Annotated in this window: 24 protein-coding genes and 4 pseudogenes; 16 read left to right on the top strand and 12 right to left on the bottom strand. The window is 65.9% G+C overall.

Translation table 11 applies throughout. The annotated features are described in order from the left end of the window. Positions 1-1,025 precede the first annotated feature (1,025 nt). The 3 genes from ABZX12_RS41165 to ABZX12_RS41155 all read left to right on the top strand — a co-directional run bounded on the left by ABZX12_RS41165 (position 1,026) and on the right by ABZX12_RS41155 (position 3,147). Entirely contained in the window at positions 1,026-1,583 is a 558-nt protein-coding gene (locus tag ABZX12_RS41165; RefSeq protein WP_355700909.1) for an RICIN domain-containing protein, read from the top strand. 75 nt (positions 1,584-1,658) lie between these two features. Beyond that, entirely contained in the window at positions 1,659-2,198 is a 540-nt protein-coding gene (locus ABZX12_RS41160) for an RICIN domain-containing protein (RefSeq protein WP_355700908.1), read from the top strand. A 127-nt stretch (positions 2,199-2,325) separates the two neighbouring features. After that, complete coding sequence (locus tag ABZX12_RS41155; protein ID WP_355700907.1) at positions 2,326-3,147, top strand: aminotransferase class III-fold pyridoxal phosphate-dependent enzyme; 822 nt, start codon at positions 2,326-2,328, stop codon at positions 3,145-3,147. 581 nt (positions 3,148-3,728) lie between these two features. Here ABZX12_RS41155 and ABZX12_RS41150 read toward each other — a convergent pair. Beyond that, entirely contained in the window at positions 3,729-4,328 is a 600-nt protein-coding gene (locus ABZX12_RS41150; RefSeq protein WP_355700906.1) for an RICIN domain-containing protein, read from the bottom strand. A gap of 126 nt (positions 4,329-4,454) precedes the next feature. Beyond that, positions 4,455-4,619: an RICIN domain-containing protein gene (locus ABZX12_RS41145; RefSeq protein ID WP_355700905.1), complete on the bottom strand. Its 165-nt coding sequence runs from the start codon at positions 4,617-4,619 to the stop codon at positions 4,455-4,457. Positions 4,620-5,193: 574 nt separating this feature from the next. Between ABZX12_RS41145 and ABZX12_RS41140 the strand changes: the two genes are divergently transcribed. From ABZX12_RS41140 to ABZX12_RS41125, 4 genes are all read left to right on the top strand, one after another. Continuing rightward, the gene (locus ABZX12_RS41140; RefSeq protein WP_355700904.1) at positions 5,194-5,643 is read left to right on the top strand and encodes a DUF6463 family protein; all 450 of its coding nucleotides are present in this window, start codon (positions 5,194-5,196) and stop codon (positions 5,641-5,643) included. Continuing rightward, positions 5,621-6,025, top strand: coding sequence for a nuclear transport factor 2 family protein (locus ABZX12_RS41135; RefSeq protein ID WP_355700903.1), 405 nt, complete (start codon positions 5,621-5,623; stop codon positions 6,023-6,025). The genes ABZX12_RS41140 and ABZX12_RS41135 overlap by 23 nt, the downstream gene beginning before the upstream one ends. Positions 6,026-6,293: 268 nt before the next feature. Then, positions 6,294-7,178: a hypothetical protein gene (locus ABZX12_RS41130; protein ID WP_355700902.1), complete on the top strand. Its 885-nt coding sequence runs from the start codon at positions 6,294-6,296 to the stop codon at positions 7,176-7,178. Positions 7,179-7,451: 273 nt separating this feature from the next. Next, positions 7,452-8,132 carry a hypothetical protein gene (locus ABZX12_RS41125; RefSeq protein WP_355700901.1) on the top strand — a complete coding sequence of 227 codons (681 nt, stop codon included), beginning with the start codon at positions 7,452-7,454 and terminating at the stop codon, positions 8,130-8,132. A 103-nt stretch (positions 8,133-8,235) separates the two neighbouring features. Here the strand turns inward: ABZX12_RS41125 and ABZX12_RS41120 are convergent, their stop codons facing one another. The 5 genes from ABZX12_RS41120 to ABZX12_RS41100 all read right to left on the bottom strand — a co-directional run bounded on the left by ABZX12_RS41120 (position 8,236) and on the right by ABZX12_RS41100 (position 17,610). Then, complete coding sequence (locus tag ABZX12_RS41120; RefSeq protein WP_355700900.1) at positions 8,236-10,773, bottom strand: RNaseH domain-containing protein; 2,538 nt, start codon at positions 10,771-10,773, stop codon at positions 8,236-8,238. Positions 10,774-10,776: 3 nt separating this feature from the next. Further along, on the bottom strand, positions 10,777-14,016 hold the full coding sequence (locus ABZX12_RS41115; protein WP_355700899.1) for a hypothetical protein: 3,240 nt from the start codon (positions 14,014-14,016) through the stop codon (positions 10,777-10,779). Continuing rightward, complete coding sequence (locus ABZX12_RS41110) at positions 14,016-15,098, bottom strand: hypothetical protein (RefSeq protein ID WP_355700898.1); 1,083 nt, start codon at positions 15,096-15,098, stop codon at positions 14,016-14,018. Before ABZX12_RS41110 ends, ABZX12_RS41115 begins: the two co-directional genes overlap by 1 nt. 38 nt (positions 15,099-15,136) lie before the next feature. After that, positions 15,137-16,747 (bottom strand): PD-(D/E)XK nuclease family protein, encoded by a 1,611-nt coding sequence (locus ABZX12_RS41105; protein ID WP_355700897.1) that lies wholly within the window; start codon positions 16,745-16,747, stop codon positions 15,137-15,139. Between the two features lie 539 nt (positions 16,748-17,286). Continuing rightward, positions 17,287-17,610, bottom strand: coding sequence for a hypothetical protein (locus tag ABZX12_RS41100; RefSeq protein ID WP_355700896.1), 324 nt, complete (start codon positions 17,608-17,610; stop codon positions 17,287-17,289). A gap of 41 nt (positions 17,611-17,651) precedes the next feature. Here ABZX12_RS41100 and ABZX12_RS41095 point away from each other — a divergent pair, with 41 nt between their 5' ends. Together ABZX12_RS41095 and ABZX12_RS41090 are read left to right on the top strand one after the other, a co-directional pair. Then, positions 17,652-17,867: a hypothetical protein gene (locus ABZX12_RS41095; RefSeq protein ID WP_355700895.1), complete on the top strand. Its 216-nt coding sequence runs from the start codon at positions 17,652-17,654 to the stop codon at positions 17,865-17,867. A 37-nt stretch (positions 17,868-17,904) separates the two neighbouring features. Then, the gene (locus ABZX12_RS41090) at positions 17,905-18,948 is read left to right on the top strand and encodes a hypothetical protein (protein ID WP_355700894.1); all 1,044 of its coding nucleotides are present in this window, start codon (positions 17,905-17,907) and stop codon (positions 18,946-18,948) included. A 52-nt stretch (positions 18,949-19,000) separates the two neighbouring features. Here ABZX12_RS41090 and ABZX12_RS41085 read toward each other — a convergent pair. Beyond that, positions 19,001-19,234, bottom strand: a pseudogene (locus tag ABZX12_RS41085) (epoxide hydrolase N-terminal domain-containing protein); the annotation flags it as partial. 207 nt (positions 19,235-19,441) lie between these two features. Here ABZX12_RS41085 and ABZX12_RS41080 point away from each other — a divergent pair. Continuing rightward, a pseudogene (locus ABZX12_RS41080) lies at positions 19,442-19,621 on the top strand (IS1380 family transposase); the annotation flags it as partial. 129 nt (positions 19,622-19,750) lie between these two features. Here the strand turns inward: ABZX12_RS41080 and ABZX12_RS41075 are convergent. Next, positions 19,751-20,047, bottom strand: a pseudogene (locus ABZX12_RS41075) (RICIN domain-containing protein); the annotation flags it as partial. 118 nt (positions 20,048-20,165) lie between these two features. Between ABZX12_RS41075 and ABZX12_RS41070 the strand changes: the two are divergent. The 6 genes and pseudogenes from ABZX12_RS41070 to ABZX12_RS41045 all read left to right on the top strand — a co-directional run bounded on the left by ABZX12_RS41070 (position 20,166) and on the right by ABZX12_RS41045 (position 24,016). Further along, a complete protein-coding gene (locus ABZX12_RS41070) occupies positions 20,166-20,477 on the top strand; it encodes a transposase (RefSeq protein ID WP_355700893.1) in 312 nt (103 codons plus the stop codon). Further along, positions 20,474-20,776, top strand: a pseudogene (locus tag ABZX12_RS41065) (IS3 family transposase); the annotation flags it as partial. The gene ABZX12_RS41070 and the pseudogene ABZX12_RS41065, both read left to right, overlap by 4 nt. 124 nt (positions 20,777-20,900) lie before the next feature. Next, a complete protein-coding gene (locus ABZX12_RS41060) occupies positions 20,901-21,380 on the top strand; it encodes an IS3 family transposase (protein ID WP_355700892.1) in 480 nt (159 codons plus the stop codon). Between the two features lie 484 nt (positions 21,381-21,864). Further along, a complete protein-coding gene (locus ABZX12_RS41055; RefSeq protein ID WP_355700891.1) occupies positions 21,865-22,779 on the top strand; it encodes a hypothetical protein in 915 nt (304 codons plus the stop codon). Between the two features lie 265 nt (positions 22,780-23,044). Then, complete coding sequence (locus ABZX12_RS41050) at positions 23,045-23,257, top strand: hypothetical protein (RefSeq protein ID WP_355700890.1); 213 nt, start codon at positions 23,045-23,047, stop codon at positions 23,255-23,257. A gap of 129 nt (positions 23,258-23,386) precedes the next feature. Next, complete coding sequence (locus tag ABZX12_RS41045) at positions 23,387-24,016, top strand: hypothetical protein (RefSeq protein ID WP_355700889.1); 630 nt, start codon at positions 23,387-23,389, stop codon at positions 24,014-24,016. A gap of 259 nt (positions 24,017-24,275) precedes the next feature. On the opposite strand, the gene ABZX12_RS41040 is transcribed toward ABZX12_RS41045, so the two are convergent. The 3 genes from ABZX12_RS41040 to ABZX12_RS41030 form a co-directional block, all read right to left on the bottom strand. Continuing rightward, positions 24,276-24,554 carry a hypothetical protein gene (locus ABZX12_RS41040; RefSeq protein WP_355700888.1) on the bottom strand — a complete coding sequence of 93 codons (279 nt, stop codon included), beginning with the start codon at positions 24,552-24,554 and terminating at the stop codon, positions 24,276-24,278. A 44-nt stretch (positions 24,555-24,598) separates the two neighbouring features. Then, positions 24,599-24,928, bottom strand: coding sequence for a hypothetical protein (locus tag ABZX12_RS41035; protein WP_355700887.1), 330 nt, complete (start codon positions 24,926-24,928; stop codon positions 24,599-24,601). 202 nt (positions 24,929-25,130) lie between these two features. Next, entirely contained in the window at positions 25,131-25,550 is a 420-nt protein-coding gene (locus tag ABZX12_RS41030) for a hypothetical protein (RefSeq protein ID WP_355700886.1), read from the bottom strand. Positions 25,551-25,608 lie beyond the last annotated feature (58 nt).

Genomic DNA, 25,608 nt, shown 5'->3' with positions numbered 1-25,608 from the left:
GTCCAGCATCGCGAGGATCTCACAGCCCGCAATACCGCAGGCTCCAGTCCCGGAACAGCAGAACCAGAGGATCGACGCCCAGTGGGCGCCGTCGCCGGCCGACGGAAACACCCGCGTTTCAATTGACTCCGGCGATCTTGCAGATGCGACTACGAGGGTCCACAGCGAAATTTCCGATGCACAAAAGACCGGACGCGGCTCAAGGAATGGAACGCAGGCGGTCAACGGCTGCAGCACCGGTCGTTGGAGGGCCATCCGTCTCGGACCCGTCAAGCGATTGTGCGCCGAGATGCCGGACTGCCGCACCATCGCTCCCACAGGGGCGGTTCCGTCGAAATCTCCGGTGGTATGAACCGCCGTTCGGACGACGCGGCCATAACACTGTCGGGGAAATTTGACGGAGCCCGCGGTTGGGCCCAGGCTAATTTAACTTCCAAAAGGGAATGGTTGCATAATGGCACAGCAAAAGAACCTACCGAAGCAGAGCTCGCAAAACTCCAGAAATTGGTTGCGGAGGCGGCCGTCCCGAAGAAGGCGGCACCTGGTGTCGTGAGCACAGAAACGATCGCGGCAGCCGTCGAGACCACCGACCGCGCGGAACGGGCGGCGGCGGCACGGCGACGGGAGCAAGCCAAACGGGACAAGCAACGCGGGGCCGGACAAGGAAGATAGCTTTCGTTGCTGAGGTGACGGGGGGCGATTCGGAGGGTTGTATCGGGTCCTTGGGTTGAGGGATCGGGCGGCATCCGGCAAATCAGGGGCGGCGGGGTAGCCGGCTCTCAGGAGGTATCCAAATCGACAGGTGCCGGGTCGTGGATGGCGAGTTGTGCTGTCGGCGACGCGGCACCTTGTCGGCATTTGGCGCCAGGCCAAAAGGATCGCGCAGAACGCAGCACGCGGCAGGGCGTTTCGGCTCGGGTGGAACCCGGCGATCTTGCGGATGCGACCGCCAAAGGCCGCGAAGATCATTGCCGGTATATGACGGTCCGTTCTGCGCCCACGGGCGCATCGATCGAGGAGGCCTGTTGAGCGAGTCAGGCATAGCAAGGAAGCTGAAGGTGGCGGCGGCTGCGGCCGCCGTCATGGTGTCGGCGGTTCTTTCGGCCGGTCACGCGCAAGCATCTGTCCCACCCGAGAGCTCCTACGGCCAGATCATGAACGCGGAAACGCGAGGCTTGCTGGCGGCCTCCGGAACCTTCAACGGCGCAAGTTTGGTTCAGTGGTACACGGCCGGGCAGACCGACGGCTACTGGAAATTCGTGAAGAAGGTCGACGCTGACGGTGAGGCCAACGACCGCTACTGGATCGTCAACAAGTGGAGCGGCAGGTGCGCCAGCATCAGTGGCGGCGCTCTCTACAACGGCGCAGGCGCGACCCAGTGGGACTGCAACCCCGATGCCTGGGCCACCTACTGGTTCGTGCGGCTGGACCGGTTCGAGAACGGGACCCCTCTGTATCAACTCGTGAACGTGTGGAGCGGCAAGTGTCTGGCCATTCCCGCCGGCAGCACGAGCAACGGAACACAGGCGATCCAGTGGGGCTGTGCCGACGATCCCGACCAACTGTGGACCCTTGGCGGCTAGTCCTCGGCCCGGAGGTGATTCACGCTCAACCCCAGCGCCATCAATCGAGGAGGCCCTTTGAGCAAGTCAAGTGTAATGAACAGGCTGAAGGTTGCGGCGGCCGTGGCTGCCGCCGTGGCGTCGACGGTCGTCTCGACCGGTCAGGCTCACGCATCGGTCCCGCCGGAGAGTTCCTACAGCCGCATCAGGAACTGGGAAACATGGTGGACGCTCACGGGCGCCGGAGCCAGCAATGGATCGAAGGTGATCCAATGGGATTACGACGGGGGAGCCGATCAGTACTGGAAATTCGTGAAGAAGGTCGACGCTGACGGTGAGGCCAACGACCGCTACTGGATCGTCAACAAGTGGAGCGGCAGGTGCGCCGGCATCAGTGGCGGCGCTCTGAACGACGGCGCCGGCGCGATCCAGTGGGACTGCAACCCCGAGGCCTGGGCCAACTACTGGTACGTCCGGCTGGACCGGTTCGAGAACGGAACCGCGCTGTACCGGCTCGTGAACGTGTGGAGCGGCAAGTGCTTGGCAATCCCCGGCGGCGATCTCTCCATCGGGACGCAGGCGATCCAGTGGAGCTGCGCCGACGACCCGGACCAACTGTGGGACATCATCGGCTAGGGTCGGGCCGAATCATCATGAACCGTCGGTCCGCGATCGTCGTGACAGATGTCCCTCAGCGCTACTTGGGCGGACTCCGTCGTCACTTCTCCTGTATCGGGACGCGAAAGCCCACCTGCCCGGCGAAGTGGGCAGGGCGGTCCGCGACGAGATCGCGCCCTACCCGCTCTTCATGTCACATGGCGCCGGATGTATGGTCACCGATGTCGACACCAACGAGTACCTGGATCTGAACAACGATCAGGACGGTCACGCGCATCGGGCTCTCGCCGGCGCCGTAGTAACTCAGGTTTGGGCCGGTGGCGCTCTCGGAGCGCCTTCGGAGCTCGTGGCGAAGCACGCGGCGGTCCTGCGTGAGCGGGCCCCGTCGATGGAGGTCGTCCGGTACGCCGGTTCTTCCGCGGAGGCGACCTTGATGGCGCTGCGGACAGCACGGGGATTCACCGGCCGCAGGTTGATCGCTACGACTGAGGGCAGCACCCACCACCTCCGGCACTCAACCATCTACGGCTCGTTGGCGGATGTGGTCGTTCTCCCCTTCGACGATTTGGCAACGACGACCGCGCTCCTGCGACGGCACGCGCCGAATCTCGCGGCTGCAGTTGTCGAACCCGTTCTGCCCGAGTCCGGCTGCCTGTCCGGCGAGCCGGACCATCTTCGCGAGCTTCGCAGGCTCACGGCGGAGCTGGGCATCTTGCTGATCTTCGACGAGAGCAGGACATTCCGGCTCGGACCGCCGCAGACGACCTTCGGCATCAATCCCGACCTGACCGTCGTCGGCGACTCTGTCGCCGGCGGACTGTCCATGGGTGGCTTCGGTGGCCGTACCGATGTCGTCCGGAAGTACGAGCTTGACCGGCCCGGTCCTTGGCAGCACGCGTTGACCGACTTCGGAAAACTCAGTCAGCCTTCTGGTGGGTCTCTCGGCCCTGCAGACCTTCGGACCTGACGAGGTCACGAGGTTGAACGCGATGGGCTCCCGGCTGATGGAGGACCTACCCGAGGTCGCCCGTGAAGCCGGCATCGATCTCCAACTGGATGGCGTCGGCTCCCTGCTGCATCTACGGTGGGGGGTCCCCGCCGCCGCGAACGCCTGGAGAGGTATGGATCCGCCGAGCAGAGCTCTCGGACCTGACCGAGCTCTTCTGCGTCGAGATGCTGAACGAAGGCGTGTGGATCGGTCCTCACGGTTTGATGTCCCTTGTCACTGCCCATGACCGATCAGGACCTCAGCAGGCTCCTCGGCGCGGTGCAAGCGACGCTCGTCGTTCTCAGGCCGTACATCTCCGAGCAGTTGCCGCATCTCCTGTTCACGGCCAGCAGGCAGCGCGCATCTCAACCGGAAGCCTGGACTTGGACCTCCCCCGGAGGCCCCGGGGGAGGTCCAAGAAGGAACAATGCCCCGGGATCCCTACGGCCCAAGGGGGATGGGCCGTAGGGACGCTCCGCAGAAGACCGCGGTCGTCGCAGTTGCGACGTGTACCAAATGACGACCAGTTCGGCTCACTTACTTCACGTCCTAGTCTCCATCTAGGAACACCACAGAGTCTTCGCCAGTCCGGCGACCCACGGCATCCGCAATGTCGCCAGCGGCAGCACCGGCCGCGCTGACCTTGTCGACGGCCGGCCTACAGCCACCAGTGCTGAGCCGGGTCGTCGGCGCAGGTCCACTGAAGCCTGGGTGCCGTTGTGCCGATCCCCGTTGGGAATTGCCAGGCACTTGCCGCTCCAGACGTTGACGAGCTTGTACGCGTACCCGTTGCTGGTCCATACCGACCGGACGAACCAAAAGTTGGCCCACGCGTCCGGGTTGCAGTCCGAAAGGATCGCCCCAGCACCGTTGTACAGAGCGCCGCTACCGATGCCCGCACACCTGCCGGTGCGATTGCGGAGCCAGTAGCGGTCATAGTAGTCGCCGCCCGGCACATCGACGATCTTCTCCAACCGCCAGTACTGATCCGCCGTACCGTCGTACGACGTCTGGATCACCTTCGCGCCGTTGCTCGTGCCGGTGGCCGCCATGTACTGGCCTGTTTCCCTGTTCTGGACGAGGCGATACGTGTCCTCGACCGGGGAATTGGCCTCCGCCTGGCGAGCCGGCGCAACCGTCGACGCCAGAGCTGCAACCACACCCGCCGCCACGATTGCGGCCAACCTCAGCCGGACGGCTTCTCCGAGTCGCGGTCTCAGGTGCAGAACCACCCGGTCGCATCCGCAATACCACCAGGGCACGTGGTACTGAGCCCCCGCGGATACCTATGCCGGCCGCACGAACCACCACTGCTGGTCCGGATCGTTCGCGCAGTCCCACTGGATGGCCTGCGTTCCGGGGTTCGGGTTACCGCCGGGAATCGCCAGCCACTTGCCGCTCCAGACGTTCACGAGCCGGTACACGTACTCACCGCCCTCAACCCAGTCCACTCGCACGAACCAGAAGTTCGCCCAGGCATCCGGCTTGCAGTCCCAGAGGATCGCGGGAGCCCCTTGTACAGGGCACCGCCACTGATACCTGCGCGCTTCAGTTGCGACCGGTTGACAATCCAGTACCGGTCGTTATCGGCCACGTAGTTCGGCCAGTCCTGGACCACCTTCGCACCGTTGCCAACGCCACAGGTGCCCAGATGCTTCGTCGTCTCCTTGTTCTTGATGTGGTGGTACCCGTTGCCGATGTCCGCCTGCATCGCGTTCCGGCCCGCCTCCGCCTGGTCGGTCGGAGCCAGCCCGACCACGACCATCGCTACCGCAGCAACCGCAACCGCGGCGAGCTTCCGCATCCTCACTACACCGACAGCCCGCCTGATGCCTCCTCAAATCCATGTAGCCACGAGCCCTGGAGGGCATAACCGAACGCTCCGATGGTTCGCGTCTGTGCGTGCTCGGAGTGTTGGACCCGGAACTCGCCGACCGCATCCGCAGGATCGCCGGGCGCGACCGGTGCGATGAACCGGCGATCTCGCTGATGCGGTGATCCGGCCGACAGCGCTGCGATCGGTGTATGAGGATTCGCTGCGCGTTGTCCCGAATGGCCAAGTTCGGTAGGGCGGGCGCCTGGACTGTCGTCGTCGGTGTGCTCCATCTCGTGATGACCGAGGCAACCTATCCGGGAGGCGTCAGGCTCCTGCTCCGTAGCATCCCCGGATTCGGCGACTCTGGAGCGAAGTCCGATCTGTGGGCAGCCGGCTTCTGGTACGTGACCGCCGGCATCTTCCTCATCGGTTTCGGTCTGCTCCTCCATGCGATCGAACGTGCCCACGGTGCGACTCCGCGCGGAGTCGCCACACTGATGATAGTCGTCGGCGCGTGGGACGTGCTGATGAATCCAGTGTCCGGATTCTGGCACTTCTTCGCCGTTGCGTGGCGGGCACGGATCAATCGTGCGGAGCGTGGTTCATCGAGCGGAGTTCGGGCTCACGGTGGTCAGAGTGGCGATTCCTGTCGCCTTTGAGTTCCAAGCGGCGATCGAGGCGAGGAACATCGAGGCGGCCCTGGCACTCTTGGCCGAGGATGTTGTGCTGCACTGTCCGGTCGTACTCCGCGAGTACAAGGGCCGAGCCGCCGTCGCGCCGGTCCTCTACGCGATCGCCGGTGTTCTCGAGAACTTCCGCCATGTATCTGAGCTCCGAACGGACGACGGTGCCGGCAACGCCCTGATGTTCAAGGCCGAGGTGGCGGGCCTGGAGCTGGAAGGGTGCGATCCGGTCACCGTGAACGACTCCGGCGAGATCGCCCAGCTCACGGTCATGATCCGCCCACTGGGCGCCGTCACCGCACTCGCCATGGCGATGGCCATCCTCGTCCCACGACGCTCGATCCGCCCGGCGAGCTGAAGCTCACTCTGTTTCGCCTTCCACAGCTGGGGTCCGCGGCCTGTCGAGGCCGCATCCAGCGCAAGCAGGTACCCAACTCCTTGGATTGAGGTGCGATGCCAAGCAGTGACGGCTCGGATGGTGCTCCACACCAGAACAGCAGCAACACGAACAGACGAACGCGGACGCGTGCCCCCTGGGGCGAATTCAACGCGGGAGAGTACCAGCGCCGCAATTAGGGCACGTCATCGCGGATGACATCGCCGTTACGCAGGCCTTCTTCCAGACGTTGCACTCGTTCGGCGTCCAGGGCGGCGACCTGCAGACCGGTGTGGTGCACTTCGCCGGCGTCAACGAGATGCCGGCATTGTGGCTGAGGCGCCTGAACATCGACCCGACCGTGATCGTGTTCGCAGAGAACACGCCGGAGATCGAGTGCCGCAAAGCTCTGCATGACCTGCAGGGCGACGGCATGCTCCGTTACGTCGACGACGAAGGCCCACAGACCATCGACACCCGGGACGCCTGGGACAAGTTCGTCGCGGTGGTCGATTCCGCGGCCGAGCCGTACTATCCGGGCTCGTTCGACGAGGACCCGCTGCGGAGGGACACCGCGGTCCAGGTCGGTGATGTGTTCGACTTCACGCCCGAGGAGTTCCGCGAGTCGTTCGATGGGGCTGGAGTCACCGCTGAGCCGACCGTGCCCGAAGTCTCGGTGTTCTCGCGTGCGGACGGCCGTCGGACGTACGACCTGAGCATCGAGTTGTTCGGCACCGATTCGGCCTTCGCGGACTCGAGCGAGGAGTCGGCAGCACTCAGCCCGAGCGAACGGTGGGCCGTGCCGCTTGACCAGCTCGACCAACGACACGCCGCGCTCGACTGCGTCGTCAACTCGGCCGACAAGTTCGCCTTCAGCGGTCTCGCGCTCAGCGACGGTACAGGATGGCTTGCGGGCAGCAATCGAAATCCCACCACGCTACAGTTTGCTGGTCTGGAACCAGACGTACAAGAACTACATTCGCGATCGCATGACGCAGGTCGCCTTCGCGCGGCTGGTTACCCGACCACTGGCCGATCTGGCGAGTGGATGGACGTGGACACCGCCTCACAAGGCTACTCACACATCGAGCATCGACGACGCTCCGGCGCGGACAATCGGCACTGGGAACGCTGAAGACGGCTGTGAGGCGGGGCGCACTGCTCGAGATGCGTGATGCGGCGGGGCCGGTGCGGTGATCCCGTTTGCAGTGCACTGGAAGCGCGGCCGTGTCGGTGATTGCCGTCCGGAAGCCGGGTTCCAGCATTAAGCGGAACTTCAAGGGGACGCCCGCGGCGGCCATGCGATTGTCACGGAGTTATCGCTTCGCAAATTCTGGCAAACCAACGGGTGCGGAGCGCCATCTCATGGATTGTAGAAAGCGAAGCAAACATTGGAGGAACCAAGACGATGAAGAAACTGCGCAAGGGCTGGAAAGCTGCCGCGGCGGGACTGACCGCTCTCGGGCTGGCTGCAGTTGCTTACGGCAACCTTCCGGCCGCGAACGCCGAGCAGGCTGCCGGGCAGTCGGCCATGGTGGCGAGCGGAACGGTTATCAGCCGGGCGAGGAACATGATCACCGTGGCCGAGGTCAGGAAGGCCGACCCGACGACGGCGTGGTCGATCCAGATTGACAGGGGTCTGCTGCATCCCACCTACTGCGGCGTGTACTCGACCGAAGGCCGGAATGTCGCGATCCGGCTGGCCCGGGCGTACACCGGCGAGAACATCGCCAGCTACGGTCGCCAGCACGTGACGGCGTACCGGACGCCGGCTGCGGCCAAGGCGGCGTACTACTCGATCGTGAAGACCGTGCTGACCTGCACCGCGAGCAAGCCCTCGCCGACGCACGCCCGGAAGATCACCGAGAACCGCGTGGTCAAGGGCGCGGCCGGCCCGACCCGGGTGATCCGCTGGTACGACTACCCGCTTCCGAACGACCCGGGCAGCGAGGCGGGTGGCTTCCCGTACGCGATCACGCTGCGGGGCTCCACCGTCTCGGTGCTGGCCTTCAGGGGCTACGGTCCGGGCATGCCGGCACCGAATTTCGATCGGCTCGCCCGCATGGCCGCGGCGAAACTGCCAAGCTGAGTCAGCGCAAGTGACCGTAGCCTCCGTCCGGGGCAGCCTGGGCGGGGGCTACGAGTCCGACCGCACCAGCGGTGCCCTCACTGTGAAGACGGATCCGGTGTCGTCAGGAGTCGTCTGGGTTCGCGTCGTCCTCGGTCTCTTCTGAGGTCCGGTAGTAGGGGTGATCGTGGTCCGCTGCTTTGGCCAGATGGAGCGGGACCGGTGATCTGGTGCGGCCATCCCAGGACACTGATTGCTCGCAGAGTCGGGCGGCGAAGGCGGCGAGGGCGACCGGATCCCAAGATCCCGGCCGGGCGACTGCGATCTCGATCGCGGTGTACGCATGCCACGGCTCACGCAACTTCATCGCCTGGTAGTCGTCCTTCGGCAGCGTCCATCGCGTGTAGAGCGCACCAGTGCGTCCTGCCTTGGCGGCGTAGCGCTTCGACACGCCCGGGAAGATCCATACGGGCTCGGTCGAGTCGTCCAGGCGGTAAACCGCGCGACCCGGCGCCGCCGGCTGCAGCGGGTCGGCCGGCCGCTTCTTGCGATCGGTTCGAGTCACGGGACGCACGCTTCCCCCACTCCCCGTATCGTCGCAGCGAACGACAGCCACATCGTGTCCGGCCTCGACCAGCGTGTCGCCGGGCAACTCCCCTTCCCCGAATTTCTGATTGTTGAGGCCGGACCACAGCGTGCGCGAAGCCGTCGCGTCGGCGAAAATGATCACCGGGAGCTCGCCGCCTGCTGCTGACACCAGTTGCCGAAGCCGTTCCTCGACGAACTCGCGGACCTGGACCGACTTTGTCTCACTCCGCCCGAAGGACGCATCACCGATCGGTCCAGCGTGGAAGCGTGCGAGCGCCGTACCCATCGGATGCCATTGCCTGCACGTCGTGCTGGACATACGGATTCGCCAAGGCGCATCCGCCGTCGGAGTCGCCTCGATCGCGACCATCGTCAGCACCAATGGCTTCTCGTCGGAGCCCGTCTGCTGGCGTCTGACATGCAGCCCGACCAGGAGTGCTGGCCGATCGAGGCGGTGCTGAAGTCGAGGAGACGTCAGCGCGTTGGGAAGACGGTGATCGATGACGCCCGCCGATCGGAGCAGATCGCGCATCGCGGCCGTGGCCGCGTGCGGCTTGCTCGATTCCGGCATGGGACGGACCTTTTCGGGCAGTACCCGAGGCTCGGTGGCGAGGAACTGCGATGGGATGCCCGCGGCCGCGAGCGTACGACGGAGGTGGTCCTTGGAGTCGTCGACCACCGGGACTTCCGGGTGGTACTCGGTCTCCAGCCATGCAGCGGCGAGGTCGCCGGGGCGGCTTCGCAGCGCATCGAGCCCGCCGATCAACCTGGCTCGGTTCGCATAGCCATGTGCTAGCAGTTCGGGCTGCCTGATCATCGTGGCCGTCAGCCGCTCGTTGAGGGCCACCTCGGCGCCGTCCTCGATCTGCCCGCCGGCCCGCGGCGCCAGCTCGCGCAACTCGGTGACCATCCTGGCGCGAGCGTCAAGCGTCGAGTAAAGACAAACGATGCGAACCTTCTCGAACCCACTCCCGAGCACCATGCGGGCGGTCAGACCCTGCGCGGTGCGTCCGGTGACCCGCTGGGCGAGCTTGATCCGGGGATCTTCGGGGCAGGCCAGCGGCACCAGTTCAGGCAGTTGATCGCAGATGTGTTCGTGCAAACGCAGCATGAAGCGCGCGCCCAGCCCGTTCCCCAGCGAGTTGCCCCAGGCCTTTCCGGCTTGCGGTCGTACCGATCCTGGCTCGTCGGGCAACGTGTGCGGCAGCAGAATCGGATCAAGCTCGCAAGCCGCCAGGACTTCGGGTACGTGTGTGGCGAGTCGAACGTTGACTTCGCCCGTTTCCCGGTCCTTCCAAGCCCGGACCGGCAGCCGCAGAATCGGGCCGGCCGGGTCATCACGATCTATCCAGGCGTTCCGTGTTCCTGGCCAATCCCGCCGCAGTCTCGAGTGGTGGGCATCGAAGCGCAGGACGAGGTCATCACAACCAGGATGCGTCGCCAAGGTCAACGAAATCCGGGCAAGACCACGCGACTGGTTCGTCGGATAGCGGATCAGATCCTCCTGGGCCCAAGTGATCAGGCTGCCATCGGTATCCATCCTGAGGGCGAGCGGAGGCCTGCCGTCGATCGGAAGGCGACTGCCCGCGAGGCGCCTCATGACCTGCCACTCTGCCGTTCTGAAGACCCAGTTCGGCGCCAGCGGGACGGCATTGCGGCGATAACGCAGATACTCCGCTACCCGACGTGCCGGCTCCGGATCGGGCAGCAGGCACGACAGCGAGTCGACCGGGTCGCCTCCGCGGACGCAGCGCTCCCAGGTCCGCACCGCGATCGGCAACTGGTAGCCGATCGGCTTCGATGTCAGCAGGAGGCGCTTGGCGCCGTTCGGGTCGGTCCCTTCGTCGCCCGGATCGCGACTCACGAGCAACGCAACTGGCTGACCGGTTGCCGCACGCAACGCAACCGACAACGACCGGTACGGCGGAGTCCTCGACGGACCGGCCTTGTGGCGCCGGACGGGCAGCCGGTCCCACGCCTGCTGGAACTCGGCGGTCAGTTGGTAGGCGGTCAACGAACCCAGGACACGATCCACCGATTCTCTGGGAAGCCGGTACGACAGCGTGGTCAGCATCTTCTACAGACCCTCCTTCGACTCGACCCGGTTCGCGTACTCGCGGAACGCTTCGAGCGTCGTTCCGTAGATGTCGGACATGCGGGAGCCGACCAACAACCCATCCCATTCCTCGAACAGCATGCGCACGAGAGCCGGGAAGTCCGGCCCGGTCGAGGCGTCGTGAAAAGCTCCGTCCACAAGGTGCAGCGCCGCGGGCGTACCACCACGACGGGCCCTTCCGATCAGCTGGATCGCACCGTTCAGGATCTCGGCGATCACACCGAGCCTGGCCAGCCTGGGCTGGCTCGAGAAGTACGGCGGCCGCCGGACGATCTCCTCGAAGTAGTTGCCGGCGATGTCGCGACGCTCGGCCAGTACCTCCAACGGTGTCGCGCTGGCCGCCGGGCTCTCCAGCAGCGCTCGAGCCTGCAGGTGAGCGACCAGCTCGTCCGGTTCGTCGAGGAGCGGAATCGGCCGCACGATGAGCCAGACCGACCCCAGGGCGGAGCGGTCGCCTGCACCGATGATGTTCACGCCGCGCTGCACCCTGGCCAGCGGTGCGATGAGCACGTCGGATCCGTCGAGGGCCGCGAAGTCCTCGATCCGGTCTGCCGGGAGCTCGCGCCACCGCCCGGTGTCGACAGCCGGCGAATCGGCGCTTCCGATCCACTCCGCAGTCGGTTGGACGGCGAGGCAGATACGGTTCGGGGCAACGCCCGCCATCGCCAGCCCCTCGGCGACGTGGCGCGCGCCGACGTACGACGTCGTGGCCAGCAGGACCCGAGCTCGGTCGGGATCGTCGCGGCGAAGGCGCTGCAGCTCCGCGGCCAGCTGCTGGTCCCACAGTCGCCGCGCGAGCTCCTGGGTGACAGCGTGGCGTCGCCTGCCGTCGACGCCGGAGATCCGTAGGACACGACCGTCGTCATCCCGTACGCGGACCGTCCGGATGGTGACGGAGCCGGGATTGTCGTCACGCACCCACCAGCGAGGCTCGACCTGCACATGATGATGCGGCGCCAACGGGAAATAGGCGGTCGCCGACAGCCCGACGACGATCCTCCGCAGCCTGGCAAGGGCCAGCGATGTCGTATCGCCCAGGCCCGTGACGTACACATGCGGGTCGCCACCGAACGCCGCCGACGTCAGCCTCGTGACGTCCCGGCCCGTCTCGTCGTGATACTCCGTGAAAGCGAAGAGCAACCGTCCGAGCGGTCCGGTCGGCGTCACTCGCCAGCGCCCGTACGGCCCCAACGCGTCCGCGATCGTCTGGGTCGACTCGATTCCTGCCGCCACCAACTGCGGCGAGTTGGCCATCAGCCGGTGAAGGTTCACCCGGATGCGTTCGAGGATCGCCCGGCGGATCAGGCGATTGATGATGACGTCGCGCTCATCGGCGATCAGCCCTTCCAAGGCATGGTCGAGCTCGGCTCGGGCCGTCGCGATGGCGGTGCCACCATGCCCGGCGGTGCACACGTCGGCGAGATGTCGTCGGATCTGAGCGAACACGGCAGGCTCGTCTGCCTGGATGTCGTCCCCGTCAAGGAAGAGAGAGCGGAACATCACCAACTGCTGAGCTGTGACCGCGACATCCTCCGGCAGGTTGAACAGTCGCGCCGTGAGCCACGAGTCCCACCGTCGTGGGACGATCCAATGCCGCGTCGGGCCAGGTCGTCGAGCGTAGTCAGGTGCAGCGACGTCCAGCCTCGAGTAGGTCATGTGACTCACGTAGTTCTCAGCCAGATATCTGACCAGATACAGCGCGTCGCGGACCCGTGCGTCGACCTCCTCACCGAGCTGGCCGAGGTTGGCGCCGAACTCGCGATCGAAGGTCCGCAGCACCGTGTCGGTTTTGCGCGCCTGGTCGAGCTCCAGCCCCCGGCCGGCTTGCTTGACCGCCATACGCTGGAAGGTGTCGACCTCATCGATCACGACCACTTGCGAACGGCGAAGGATCAACTCCTCGACCGTCATCTGGTCGGAGATGCCACGGCCGTCCTCGACCGGTGTCTGCAACCGCCCGACCTGAAAGTTCGAGTGGGAGGTGACGATGACGTCGGCCGCGCAGGCTGCTCGCACCAGTTTGAACTTGTCACACGAGGTCCGCCACGGGCAGCTCACCGTTTGCTCACGTCTGCGGCCATGCGCAGGTACGCGAAGAGTGCGGCACGGCTCCGCGCCCGGCTGCCAGCAATCCACAGCCTCATCGGCCATGGCCACCGCGCTCAGCGCGCAACCGTACCCGAGCTTCGTCCAGAGCCACTCACTTCCGGGACCGTCCGAGCTCGGTCGGGAATCCGCCTTCTCGGCTTCTTCGAACATCGACCTCGGCGACATCAGGGGCGTCACCGATCCGTCGATCGCCAGCACCTCGAGCGCATGTTCGATGCGCGCCGCGGCACGGAGTACCTCCGCGTTCGTCGGCAGTAGGAACGAGACGCTGACACCGCGCTCGACCGCCCAGCAGGCCAAGCACTCGATCAGAACGACCGACTTGCCGAATCCCGTGTACGCAAGCAACTCGTTGAGCTGTCCGGCGGCCAGATCGAGCTCATCCACGGCCACTCCACCGCCTGCCCGGATCTGTTGCCGGAAGCGTTCGACGGCGTTCGTCCGGTAGGCGTTCCCGTCGGCGCGGGCTCGTCCCTCGGCCGAATCCAGCCGGGCCGCAATCGACGAAAGGTCAGCGAGTGGCACCGAGCAGCGCGGCAGCGGCTCCGCGTCGTGTAGTTGTGGAGCGGCCGGTAGCCCGTCCACGTGATGCGGCAGGATCTCGTACTCCAGAGCGATGACACGCCCCGATCCTGCCTGCGCACCGGCCAGCCTGGTTTGGGCGGTGTGGGGCCCGGCCGCAGCCACAGGTAGGCAGCGGGACGCCGTACGGGATTCTTCGGCTTCGTCCAGACTGAGGTCGACGAACTCGCGGAGGCCGAATCCGGGCGCGACCTCGATCACGCCGGTTGCCCCGAAGTCTGGAGCAGGCGAGCAGCCTTTCAACCGATCCGTCATGAGCAGGTTCTCGAGAGTCTGCGCGGCGAATTCGCTGTTCGCCAGCTCGTTGCGGCGGTATCGCCACAGGCGCCCGAAGCGGGTCGAATCGTCCTCGGACAGGGACGGCCACCGGTCCCAGGCGTCTACGTGACCGTCCAGGACGAAACAGACCGCACCCGACGTCGTACGCCGAACACCATCGGTGGACTGCTCCGCCGGGAAGAACTCGGTAGCCAGCCCTACTGCTGCTTGCAGAAGTACAGGGAGACTCATCAGCTCCTCCGTAGGGCTCGGCGGACTGCCTTCTTGACGTCTCGCTCCGTGCGCACGATCAGAGCAAGTCCAGCTCCGGAGATGTTCTCGGCCTGGTGAGCAAGCGGCTGCGGCAGCAACACGTCGGCCCGCGGCGGACGCTTGCGCAGGTCGTCGATCAATGCGCGGACCGACGTGCGCTCCTTGACATCAAGCCTCAGAACCAGATCGCCCGCGCTGACGTGGAGATCGTACGTGTCCATGTCGGGCCAGAGCTCCACACTCGCCCCCAGCGCTTCCAACTCCCGGCAAAGCCTCAGCTCGGTGGCGCCAGGGACAACGATGAAGCGCCAGACGGCATCGGGCACCATCACGACATCGGCGGCCGGCTCCGCGGTGGACACGGCTCGGGTCGCGCCGTCGCCAACGCGCAGAAGCCTTGGCCGTTTCGCGCCCGGCTGCAACTGGAACCGCGCCGCATGCCGCGCGTAGCGGCAGCGGAGATACCGTCCCTCCACCGCCATCGGCCAGCGACAGACCGGACAAGGCCACCACCACTCGTGGTCGCCATCACGGTAGATCTGCCGGCGGTCCAAAGTTTCGTACTTCAGGACGACGCCGAGGCGTGAGAGCCGATCGGTGATCTCGGTTCGCCGGCCGGCGGGATTCTCGACGAGGAACCGGCGGGCGGCGGTGTACGCCGCGGGCTTGCCGGTACTGACCAACGACCTGAAGGCATCGTTCTCGATCTGCTCCGCCCGTTGGCGAGTCCACGCCGGCAGCCATTCAGCGGACTCGAGCATCGGCATCAACGGCCGCGCATACTCGACGGCTACGTCATACGCGAAGTCCGTCAGCTCGTCCGCGTCGTCCAGCAGCGGCAGGTCCCGGACCGCCGGGTCGCACTCCAGCAGGCCGACCTGTTCGAGCAACTCGCCAAGCGGCGCGCGAGCCGCAGCTATCAGTTCCAGCGGCGCCTTCACACCTCGGCCAGGGCCGGCGACCTCCATCACGACGCCCACCATCCGCCCGACTTCGCGGAGCGCGCCTGCGTGCTGTGTGCGAAGGCTCCACGCACACGCAGCCCTCAGCGCCGCCGTCACAACTCGCGCTTCACGACCTGCACCGCCTGATCGCTCTGTCACCGAGAGGCCTCCTCCCCCGTCGCCATTCGTTCCGGACACCACCGAACGACTTCGCAGGACCTGCAATGACGCCCCGGTTTTGCCGGCATGGTCAGATCCTGACCCCAGGCACCGACACTTTCCCGCACCACGGCGCGAGCCTCTGCCAGCAGGGCGGGATCGTCGGCTGCCATAACGTCCAGCAACGCGCCGCGCGGCGTCAGTCGCTCCAACTCGACGCGTCCCCTGGAGGACCCCGGCAACACGTCCGCGGCGAAGAGAACGAGCCCGAGAGCCAATTGCGGGTACCTCCACAGGAGACCGTTCGATCCCATCTCCGTGGTCGTCTTCGTCTCTCGGAGGGCCCAGGCACCGCCGCTGCGATACAAGAGATCGGCCTTCGCGAGCACAATCACGTTCGCTGCCTCGTCGTACACGACGAGCGTCTCCTCTAGCAACGGTTCGGTGTCCGGGTCGACGTCGGCCAGCGGACAGACAACCGAGTGATCACCCAGCATCTGATGCGCGAGGACTGCTTCCGAGCCCTCGACGCACCACCGATCGATCTGCAGAACGGTCGATGCCTCAGGAACGTCGGACGGCCGGCAGGCGCGGACCGGTGTCTCACGGTGACGCTTCTCCAGCCAACTGTGGACCGCCTGGCCACGGGCCGCCGACTCGCCGTACTCCACGGCGAAGTCTCGGGGCAGGTTCAGCCGCCGGAGATGGTCACGCGCAGGGCAGGTCTCGTACGTCCGGCCGTTCGAGACCGACCAGGTCGCGCGGCCCGGTCTGGGACTCGCGAGTCCCAAGATGCCAGGTCCACGAGGCAATACCGGACAGACCTCGATCAGCTTGCACTTGACACAGTCCTGGCCAGGTCGGTACTCACCACCGTCGACAGCTTCACGCAACTGCGGCCGGCCGTGTTCATCGTAGAGTGCCTGGGCTTCCTCGACCGATCCGTCGAAGAGCGTGGTGCTCGTACCATCCGTACAGCCGACCTCCACCACACGCACGCGCCGTACGCGTCCGTCCCGATCCACTCCGCGTCGGGGATCGGCCGATCGCGTACCGCCCTGAGCAAGCACGAATGCGGCGACAGCGACCTCGGAAGCCGGAGTACGGTCACCGCCGCGGCCGCTGTGCTTCAGGGTTCTCAGCTCTCTGACCGTGCCGTCCGCACTGACGTAGCGCCGGCCCCAGGCGCAGATCTCGTACACCACCGATTCCCGAGTCTCGACGCGCACGATCCATTCGTCACGCGTCGGATCGAGGGCGGAGCCGACGGCTGTCGTCAGCCGGTCAGATACCTCGAGAAAACGGCGCGTGGCGTGCTCCACCCAGGTGCGCAGACCTGGGTGCAGCGCCTTGCCACGCCCTTCCGGCCGGAGCCGGGCCAGCGCCTCCTCGACGGTGCAGCCCGAATACTCGATTGAGTCCAGCGCGTCCATCACGGGCGAAAGGGCAAAGGTCTCGAGGCCGGTCGCTTTGACAGTTGGTGCCCGCGCCACGACCAGCGGCCGTGCCTTCGCAGCCAGGAACTGCGGACATGCCGCCGCATTCCCGCGAGCACTGCTCGGCTGAACCCTCACCAGGCTCAGACTCCCCGCCATCCCCGGCGGCATGACCCATCCCCCAGTCACGGGCCAACCTCACCGACAGGACCGAGACGACCACATACAGCAACACTCCATCTGCTCAAGGTAGCGCCCATCGACCGGGTTTTCGAGCCGCACGATGCCTATGGCGCCCGCCATGGTGGGCCGACGCGCCAACAACGCCAGATTGCACAACCATCAGGAGGGCCGCATCAGTGATGCGGCCAGTCCTCCCAAGCTTCGTCATTGCTCTGTCGATGACAGATTCGTAGCGGCGACTGGTCTCGACCGCACCGAGGTCGCGGGCCGGATAGGTGCCCGACAACGACCAGCCTGCATTCGCACTCGTCGCGCGGCGGGCCGGCGCAGGCCGCTCATCGAGATGCGGCGACGCTCGACATCTGCGTCGACCGCTGGTGGTGGCGAGAGGATCGACGACCCGAACGCAGAATCCCGTGGCACGAGACGCAGACGTCCGAAAGTCACCGCGTCCCGCGCGCCAGTGATCTCCCGCAGGATGACCGATGCCTCCGCGGCAGTCGGTCGATCACCTGGGTCCTTGGAGGTCATGTCCGCGAGCAACTGATCGAGCTCGGGGGTACCTTGTCCAGGACTTGCGACAGTCGCGGTACCCGAGCGTCCATCTGTGCCCAGCAGTCGGTCGGGTTCTCGAAGATGAGTCGTCCGGTTGCGGCTTGATGCAGGGTCAACCCGGCCGCATAGCAGTCCACCGCCGGGTCGGGAAGCAGTTGTACGAAGTTCGGCAGGGCGCCGACCGCTTCAGGGGCGGCGTATCCCCAGGTCCCGATGCTGTGCCCCGCCGCTGCGTCCCCTCTGCGCACTGCATTGCCGAAGTCAATGAGTTTGATCTGCCCGCCGTGCCCGATCATCACGTTCTCCAGGTGACGTCACGGTGAACAAGGTCGACCGCATGGACCACTCGGAGCGCCTCGACGAGCTGGACTCCCACCTCGGTGACCCGGCGGAGCTCGTCGCGCCGCGCAGGCGCATCCGATCGGCCGTCGTCTGCCCGGAGATCAACTCGGTCGCGATGTACGGCCCGGACGAATCGTCGGACTGCAAGACAGCGTGCGTCGTCGCCTTCCGCACAGCAGGGGTTGCCCAGACATCCCGTACGCCGTGCTGACCGACGGCGGCCCACTCCCGAGGTCGAAGCCGGCGTCATGCGTCTTGTCGACTTGCAGGACAAGGGCAAGTCCGTGGCAGCGCTCGCACTGCGTCGTACGCTGCAGGACCGATGCACTGGGGAGGGCGTCCTCGTCGGTGACGAGACCCGGCTTGGCTTCGTGCTGTTCCAGAATTTCCAGGCCCGCTACGATCCGCGAATGCCTCTGATGACGCTGGACATAGCTCTACTCTTGCCGGACGAAGCCCGCAGATGGGCTTGCGAGGTCAGCGCGATCCTCGCCGAACGGATGAATGGCGGATCGCATTTCGTGCTCGGTGAACCGTTCCCGGGTTCGGGCCACGATGGCCCGTGCGAACCCCACGTCACGATCGAACAGTTTCCCGCTGATCCGTCGCAGATCCCCGAACTGCAGGCGCGGACCCAGCGACTGAGCCGGCTTGCCGGCCCGATCCGGCCCGACGCCGGAAAATTCCGGCTCAACCCGCAGGGTGCCGTGGAGTGGCACTTCCCGTGGTCACAGTCCTGGCAGCGGGTGCAGAACCCGGTTCTGGAGTCGGTCGAACCGGTTCGTGCCGGCAGGCTGCGCGAGTCCGACCCGGCCGGCGACTCGATCGCCGAAACGGTGGAGCGCCTGCGGAAAGAGGACCCCGGTGGACAGGAGCTCGCGCAATATCTGGCTTACGGGTTCAACGAGATCGGACCGACGACGTCGCACCCGGACTGGAACAGATTCAGCCCGCACATCACACTCGCCTGGCCGAAGGTCAGTGGCAGTCAGGTTGACTTCTCCGACCTGACTCCGCCGCCGGCGCTGTTCAAGGATGGTCTCACCACGCTTGCGCTCTACGGCATGGATCGGGCGGGCACCTGCACGGTCGAGTACGGGAGGTTCGAGTTGACCGGCCCTTCCTTGGACCCCGGTGATCACGACCGCGGCGCCGCGCTCACCCCCGCCACGTTGTTCGGCGCGCAGGCCCCCGCAGGGGCCGCAGCCGACCCCCGCGCATCGGCGGGAAGCGCTCGGTCAACCCAGCCGCGGAACACCCCGAGACGGCCAGGGCCCAGCCAAGACCTCTGAAGGCGCGCAGTCTACGCGCCGTCGCCAGACCAGCCCCCGGGGTCGTCGGCCAGCCATGGGTGAGGATCAACGGGATTGGGCGAGGGCCGCGGCCAGGCTTCCGCATAAAGTGCAGCGGGACACCGGCGACGCTCACCTGGTAGTGCTCGTAGGCGCTGATACCGGCCTCGGCCTTGCGCCAGCCGTAGCCGTCCCGCCAGTAGGCGATAAACTCACGGAGATAGCTGTCCGAGACGCCGTAGTACCAGTCCCCCATTCCCCTCGTCCACCGGCGAAGGCGCGTGCGGGCCCGAAGCCTCCCGCGGCAACGCCGTCTCCCTCCGTGCCGTCCTTGGCGCCTGGATCCGAAACCCTCTTGGTCAAGTGACTTAGCCTCGAGATTTCACCTTGTAGTGGTTGAGGACGGCGCGTAACGCACGGAAGTGCCTGTCCTGGCTGGGATTCGTGGGTTGTCGAAGCTCAAGAAGGTCCCTGCCGGAAAGGCACTCCGTAGGTGAAGCCTAACGTGGTTCGTGGTGTGGTTCTGGATCCGGTCCGTGGGTCGTTGGTGTCGTCGGCCGGCGGGTTGTTGTTGCAGCGGACGGTCCGGGTGTCGGGGCTGCAGGGTGCGCAGTCGGCCGCGGTGGCTGCGTGGCGGTCTGAGCGGGCAACGCACGATCCGGTCCGGGTCGTCGGCGCAGCGCCACTGAATCGCCTGCGTACCAGACGTCGTGCTGCCGGCGGGGCTACCGCCCTCGTACCAATCCACCCGGACGTACCAATAGTTGGCCCACGCATTCTGGTTACAGTCCCACATGATCGCCGGCGCCCCGTCGTGCAAGCCACCACCACTGATACCGGCGCACCGACCATCGAGGTTGTTGATGATCCAGTAACGGTCGTTGTCCTCACCAGACACATCGACCTTCTTGACGAACGTCCAGTACTGATCCAGCCCACCGTCCAACGGATCCTGAACCACCTTCGCCCCGTTGCCGGTTCCGGCAGTCGACAGGTACTTGCCGGTCTTCCTGTTCCTGATGTTCCAGTAACCCGACGGCACCGATTGGATCGCGATCTGGCCCGCCTCTGCCTCACCCACGGGCACCAGCAGCGCCATCAGCGTGGCAACAGGAGCCACCACAGCACGAGTCAGTCTTCGCCTCGTCCCTACTGGACCTGCCCCGTTTTGACGGACATCCGAGATCAGGAGCTTGTGCTCCGGGAGGATGTTCATCATGGAGTCCATGGGCAAGAAGAAGCCGCGGCCTCGTCGTTCGTTCACGCCTGAGTTCAAGGCCGAGATCGTCGAGCTGTGCCAGCGCGGCGACCGCTCGGTCGGTCAGGTCGCGAAGGACTTTGATCTGACCGAGACCGCGGTCCGCCAGTGGCTGCACCAGGCCGAGCGCGACGCCGGCACCGGTGACGGCGGGCTGACCACGAGCGAGAAAGACGAACTCGCGCAACTGCGGCGGGAGAACCGCCGGCTCCGCGAGGATGTCGAGATCCTCAAGCGGGCCACGGCTTTCTTCGCGAAAGAGACCCGGTGACCAGGGCAGCTACGTGCTACCCGTTCATCGAGGCGGAGAAGCAAGGCGACCACAACGTCAAGCGGGCGTGTGAGTTGCTGCAGGTCTCTCGTTCCGCCTACTACGCCGACCGGACCGCAGCGCCCTCGCCACGTGCGCAGCGCGACGCTGAGCTGACTAGCAGGATCGCCGCGATCCACGACGACTCCCGACACACCTACGGATCGCCGCGGGTGCACCACGAACTCCAGGCCCAGGGCGAACGCTGCTCACGCAAGCGAGTCGCCCGGCTGATGCGGACCGTCGACCGGCGCGGCCGAACTCCCAGGCGGTGGAAGACGACCACCGTCGCCGACCCCACCGCCCCGGCCCGACCGGACCTGATCGGCCGCGACTTCGCGGTCGCCCCGGGCCAGCCGGCCGCGCTGGACACCCGCTGGTGCGGTGACATCACCTACATCCAGACCTGGGAAGGCTGGCTACCTGGCCACCGTGATCGACCTCGCCTCCCGCCGCGTGGTCGGCTGGGCAACCGCCGACCACCTGCGCACCGACCTGGTCGCCGACGCCCTCAGTGACGCCATCAACCGGCGTCGGCCGGCCCCCGGCGTCGTGTTCCACTCCGACCGCGGCTGTCAATACACATCCGTCCAGTACGCCAACCTGGCAAGGGATTCCGGCGTACGACTATCAGTTGGACGCAAGGGCCAGTGCTGGGACAACGCGGTCGCCGAATCCTTCTTCGCCACCGTGAAGACCGAACTCATCCACCGCCGCGCCTGGCCGACCCGCAAGGCCGCCACCAGCGCGATCTTCGACTACATCGAGGGCTGGTACAACACCCGCCGACGCCACTCCACCCTCGACTACCTCAGCCCCGCCACCTACGAATCAACCCACGCCCCCCGCCAACAGGTAGCGTGAACCGACCCCACACCAACCCTGTCCGTCAAACCGGGTCAACCTCATACACCAACCATGCGAAATCAGGCCTCCTGAGCCGATCCGTCATGTCCCGCGTGAACGATCAAGCAGTCTTCGGTACGGAACCCAGCTTCCGCATCCGCAAAGTCGCCAGATCCGACACCGGCGCGGCCTCGGTGCCCACCCTTCCATCCCGGCCCCGGTCCAGCACACCGGCGACTTTACGGATGCGACCGCTCAGCCCGGGAGACAATCATGGACATGTGGTCTATCGCCGATCGACCGCGCATCTCCTCACGCAGACGCAACATGCCGCGAGTTCAGATCTCAACTGAGGAAGAGATCTCGCCGCATTGGTTGCGGCGTGCAATGAATCGGCCGATCGCAGAAATTACTCGAAAAGCTGCGAGCTGGACACAACCCAATCGCGTGGCGCCGCATCGAAGGTGTGAAGACAGCTCTTCTACCGAAAGGAAAACCCTTCATGTTTCGACACACGGCGGCACTCGCGAGTGCCGCAGTGCTGGCTGTGGCGAGTCTGGCAACTTCGACCGCAGCCGCGACGCCGACCGGAACGACGGCCGCATGCACGCTCAACGCCGGCTCGGTGACGAGTGCCGGCGGTCAGACCTACCGCACGCTGACGTCGACCGTTCCGCCCACCGCTGGGACGCAGCGGACCACAGCCAACGTGTTCCCGGCCGGCGCGGTGCGGCTGACCTCCATGTTCATCGACACCCCGAACGAGATGGTCCCCGGCTCGTCCCGGAACGGCTACGTCGTCATCGGGGACAGCCTGTACTCCCGGGGCTACAGCATCAACGGCTCGGACCAGATGGACCCGTCGGACCCAGGCAAAACGATCCGGGTCGGTGGCGGCTGGACGCCGTTCCGGCTGATCGAGCGATCGTTCCACCGCCCGCTCGACACGGACCTGCCAGATCGGACGCACTTCTACGGCCTGCGAGGCGACGGTGTTCTCTTCCGGTGGAAGCTTGCCCCCGGCTTCCAGGCGGCGGGGTCGGCGGCCGGGTTCTCGGCCGTCAAGTCGATGGCACTGATCAGCCAGACCGCAACGTACGACACCTTCCTGGCCAACACCCGCGCCGGCGCGCTGTACACGATCCGGATCCCGGTCACGTCACCGATGAAGCCGGTGGTCAAGCAGGTCCGTGCGAGCGGCTGGTCCGGGCGCACGCTGATCGCGAACCGCTGCGGTGTGTACGGCTCGCTCCTGCTGGCCGTGAACGACGCGGCGAAGACGGGTGCGCTGTACGCCGTCGGGCACGCGAACGGCCCGATGACCGTGATCAACACCGTCGGCACCGTTCCGGCGAGCTTCGGAAACCCGATCCAGTTCCGCTGGGCCCCGGAGTCTGACTACCTGAACGGCGAATGACCAGTCGTGGTCCGTCTCGTACCAACCGGTGCGAGACGGACCACGAAGGGCCGGTCGGCAGTTGGCAACCACCAGCTGGGCCCGGGATTCCGCCGTCGGTCTCGCGACGGGGCCGAGAAGGTCAAGTGAGTCCGAAGGCCGCCAGCTGGGCTGTGATCACCGTGTGAAGACCCAACGACTGCACCCGCCTCCGGCAGGGCAGCGACCGCGCGCAGATCCTGAGCACGGCCAAGGAACGCGACTCACGCACGGAGGATTGACAGCGATGGACGATGAAGACGGGGTCGCGTCCGACGTGTGGACTCGGAGGCGACGTGTCACCGCGCTGAGCTTGCGCCGGATTCATGATGAAGCGGGTCTGCTGGTGGCGCAGCAGACCGGTCGCATTCCTTCCACGGAGGATCTGACCAGCAGGCGAGCGAACGATCGCACGTTTGGTGTGCATCCTGGGGAGCAACGGTTCCCGGTCTCGAGCTGACCTTCTATGCCCGCGGGAACGAGCAGTTGGTCTACGCGGCCGACCAGTATTCGGGGTGTTGGTCAAGGTGCATTGGTGGGACGCCAAGCGCGCCCGACCGGCGTTCGGCGACGTCACTCGATCCCTCGAATGTGCGGAGTCGTCGACTTCCCGTTTCCTGGCCGGGTCCTGCGGGAGCTTGGTTTCGCCGAGGTCATCGATCCTGACGAGCGGTATGTGATTCCGGTTCCCGTCGCGGTACAGGAATGGAGGCCCCTGCGGGAAGGCACGGGTCTCGCGATCGGTCTGCGTGCGCCGGAACAGCTGTCCGAGGCGGACCTGACCCGAGCCGGCCGGAGGTGGCTTGAACGCTCGTTGCCTGCCGGGTTCGATGCGGAGTTGCTCGGTCGGTTGTGCCCAGGCAACACAGTGGCCGAGTTCGTCGCCGCGACGCAGCGCAGACCTGAACTCGCCGACTCCGCGCGACGGTTTCTCAGCGCGGCGCGCGAATACACTCGCCTGACCGGTGAATTTCTCGCTGGGCGCGGGAAGGACAATCTGGTCTTCGACGCCGAGAATGAATTCCACCTCATCGACACCTTGGGACGTCCGCCCCGGGAGTACTCGATCGGCAAGTTCCAGGACGGGTTGCAGTGGATCAGCGACACCGGGCAGCCGGTCGACACCAAACCCGCGCTCCTCGCTGTGAACGTCAGATTGCTATCGGCAATGAGTGTCTCGCTTACCATCTCGAGGTCCCGCCTACTGGGAGCTGCCTGAGCACATGCGACCTTACCCTTGGAAGACCCTCCACGCTTGTGCCGATTGGCGGACCTCCGGTGTAGCTCCCGGGCCTCGACCATCCGGCCGTCCTACCGAGTCGGCCAGATCGTCGCACCATTACCCGCCAGGTTCTCGCCGGTCAGCGGGCCACACCCGATAGTCAGCGCGACACGGACACTGAAGTTCCAGCGGCAGGTTTGCTCAGCCGCGCCCTCACGTCAGCGACCCGTTCTCGGCTTCGCGAGTCGACAGGGTCTCACCGGCTAGCACGCAACCGGCGTTCCGCCGTACGGACGACCTCGACCGCGGCGTCGGCTATCTCCAATCCGGATCCTCGAGCAAGCGCGCGACGATTGCTGGCGGGCTCCGAACCATCCAGCCGAAGCAGGTCCGCGAAGCCCCACCTGATCGTCGTCGCGATGTCCTGACACGTGGACTCCCGCCATTCGGGTGGCACGAGTGTGGGGAGGGCCGAACGCTCGAACAGCAGCTCGGCCGCCGCGCAGTCCTTCGTCTGACTCGATTCCTTCGCCATCCGCCGGAGTACCTCGTCACCATCGACGTCAAACTCGGCCCCGATCAGATCGCGAAGGCCCGCGCCGCCGGCTCCCAGTCCGGATACTCGTGTGAGCAGCGAACCTGTTTGATCCCCGCAGCGAGATCCGACGGCAGCACACTGTCGGCGATGTCATCGAGGCGAGCACGGCTGTAGACCTCGGTAACCCCCTCCTCGAGCGGCCAGAGAAGCATGCTCACCACCGCCCCGGCGGCAGGGTCATGGTGCCGGGGAACGGCAAGGTGGGTGAACTCGTGCACGACCGTCGTCAACGCTGCGCGACACTCGCTCCACGGATCTTGGACAGTGAACAGTTCGGGACGTGCGTACATCCGCTGCAGCGGCTCAACCACGAACTCCCGATGGAGGTACATGGAACATCACGCCGCACCTCCGCGGCGAATTCCACCTCGGGATCCAGATATTCCAGGACCCCGTTCCACAATGACCGCTCCGCGCCGGTATCAACCGCGATGGCGTCTCTCGCACGCTCCCACAGCCCATCACCAACGTCCGGAACCGCGCTCCCCCCGCGGGATCGAACGACTTCATCCGTCATCTCAGATCCGCGGAGTCGAGCTCGATTCTCTCGATCGGAGAACCCTTCACCTCCGACGCGGGCCGGCCGGCTCGGAGCAGCACAGCCTCGGCACGTCCGCCCGTCTCGCTTTCCGGTGAACGGGCTTCGCAGACCAGGTCGTCCAGCGTCTTCAAGTACCGGTACGCCCGGGCTCGATCCTCTTCGTCCGTGAGCGCAGCTGCCTGAACCTGTAGCCGAGCCACCCTGGTAGCCAACTCCTCCGGATCGGTGAACTCGCGCCACCACGCACGCACGAGCTTCCGCCGCGCCGAATCAAAGACTTCGTAATCCACCGAGCTCATCGTCAGTACCTGAACCTCACCTACCGTAGAACCACGGGCCGTAACGAGATACGCCGCCTGGAGAGCCGGGACCACGCACACTCGGCCGTGCATGCCCTCATCCCAGCGCCGCCGCTCCAACACGGCATCCGCAAGATCGCCGGTCCTGCAG

Origin of the sequence: Kribbella sp. NPDC003505, assembly GCF_040610875.1 — a bacterium.
Taxonomy (GTDB): domain Bacteria; phylum Actinomycetota; class Actinomycetes; order Propionibacteriales; family Kribbellaceae; genus Kribbella.
Note: the sequence above shows the minus strand (reverse complement) of the source record. Positions and strands in the feature narration are given on the sequence as shown.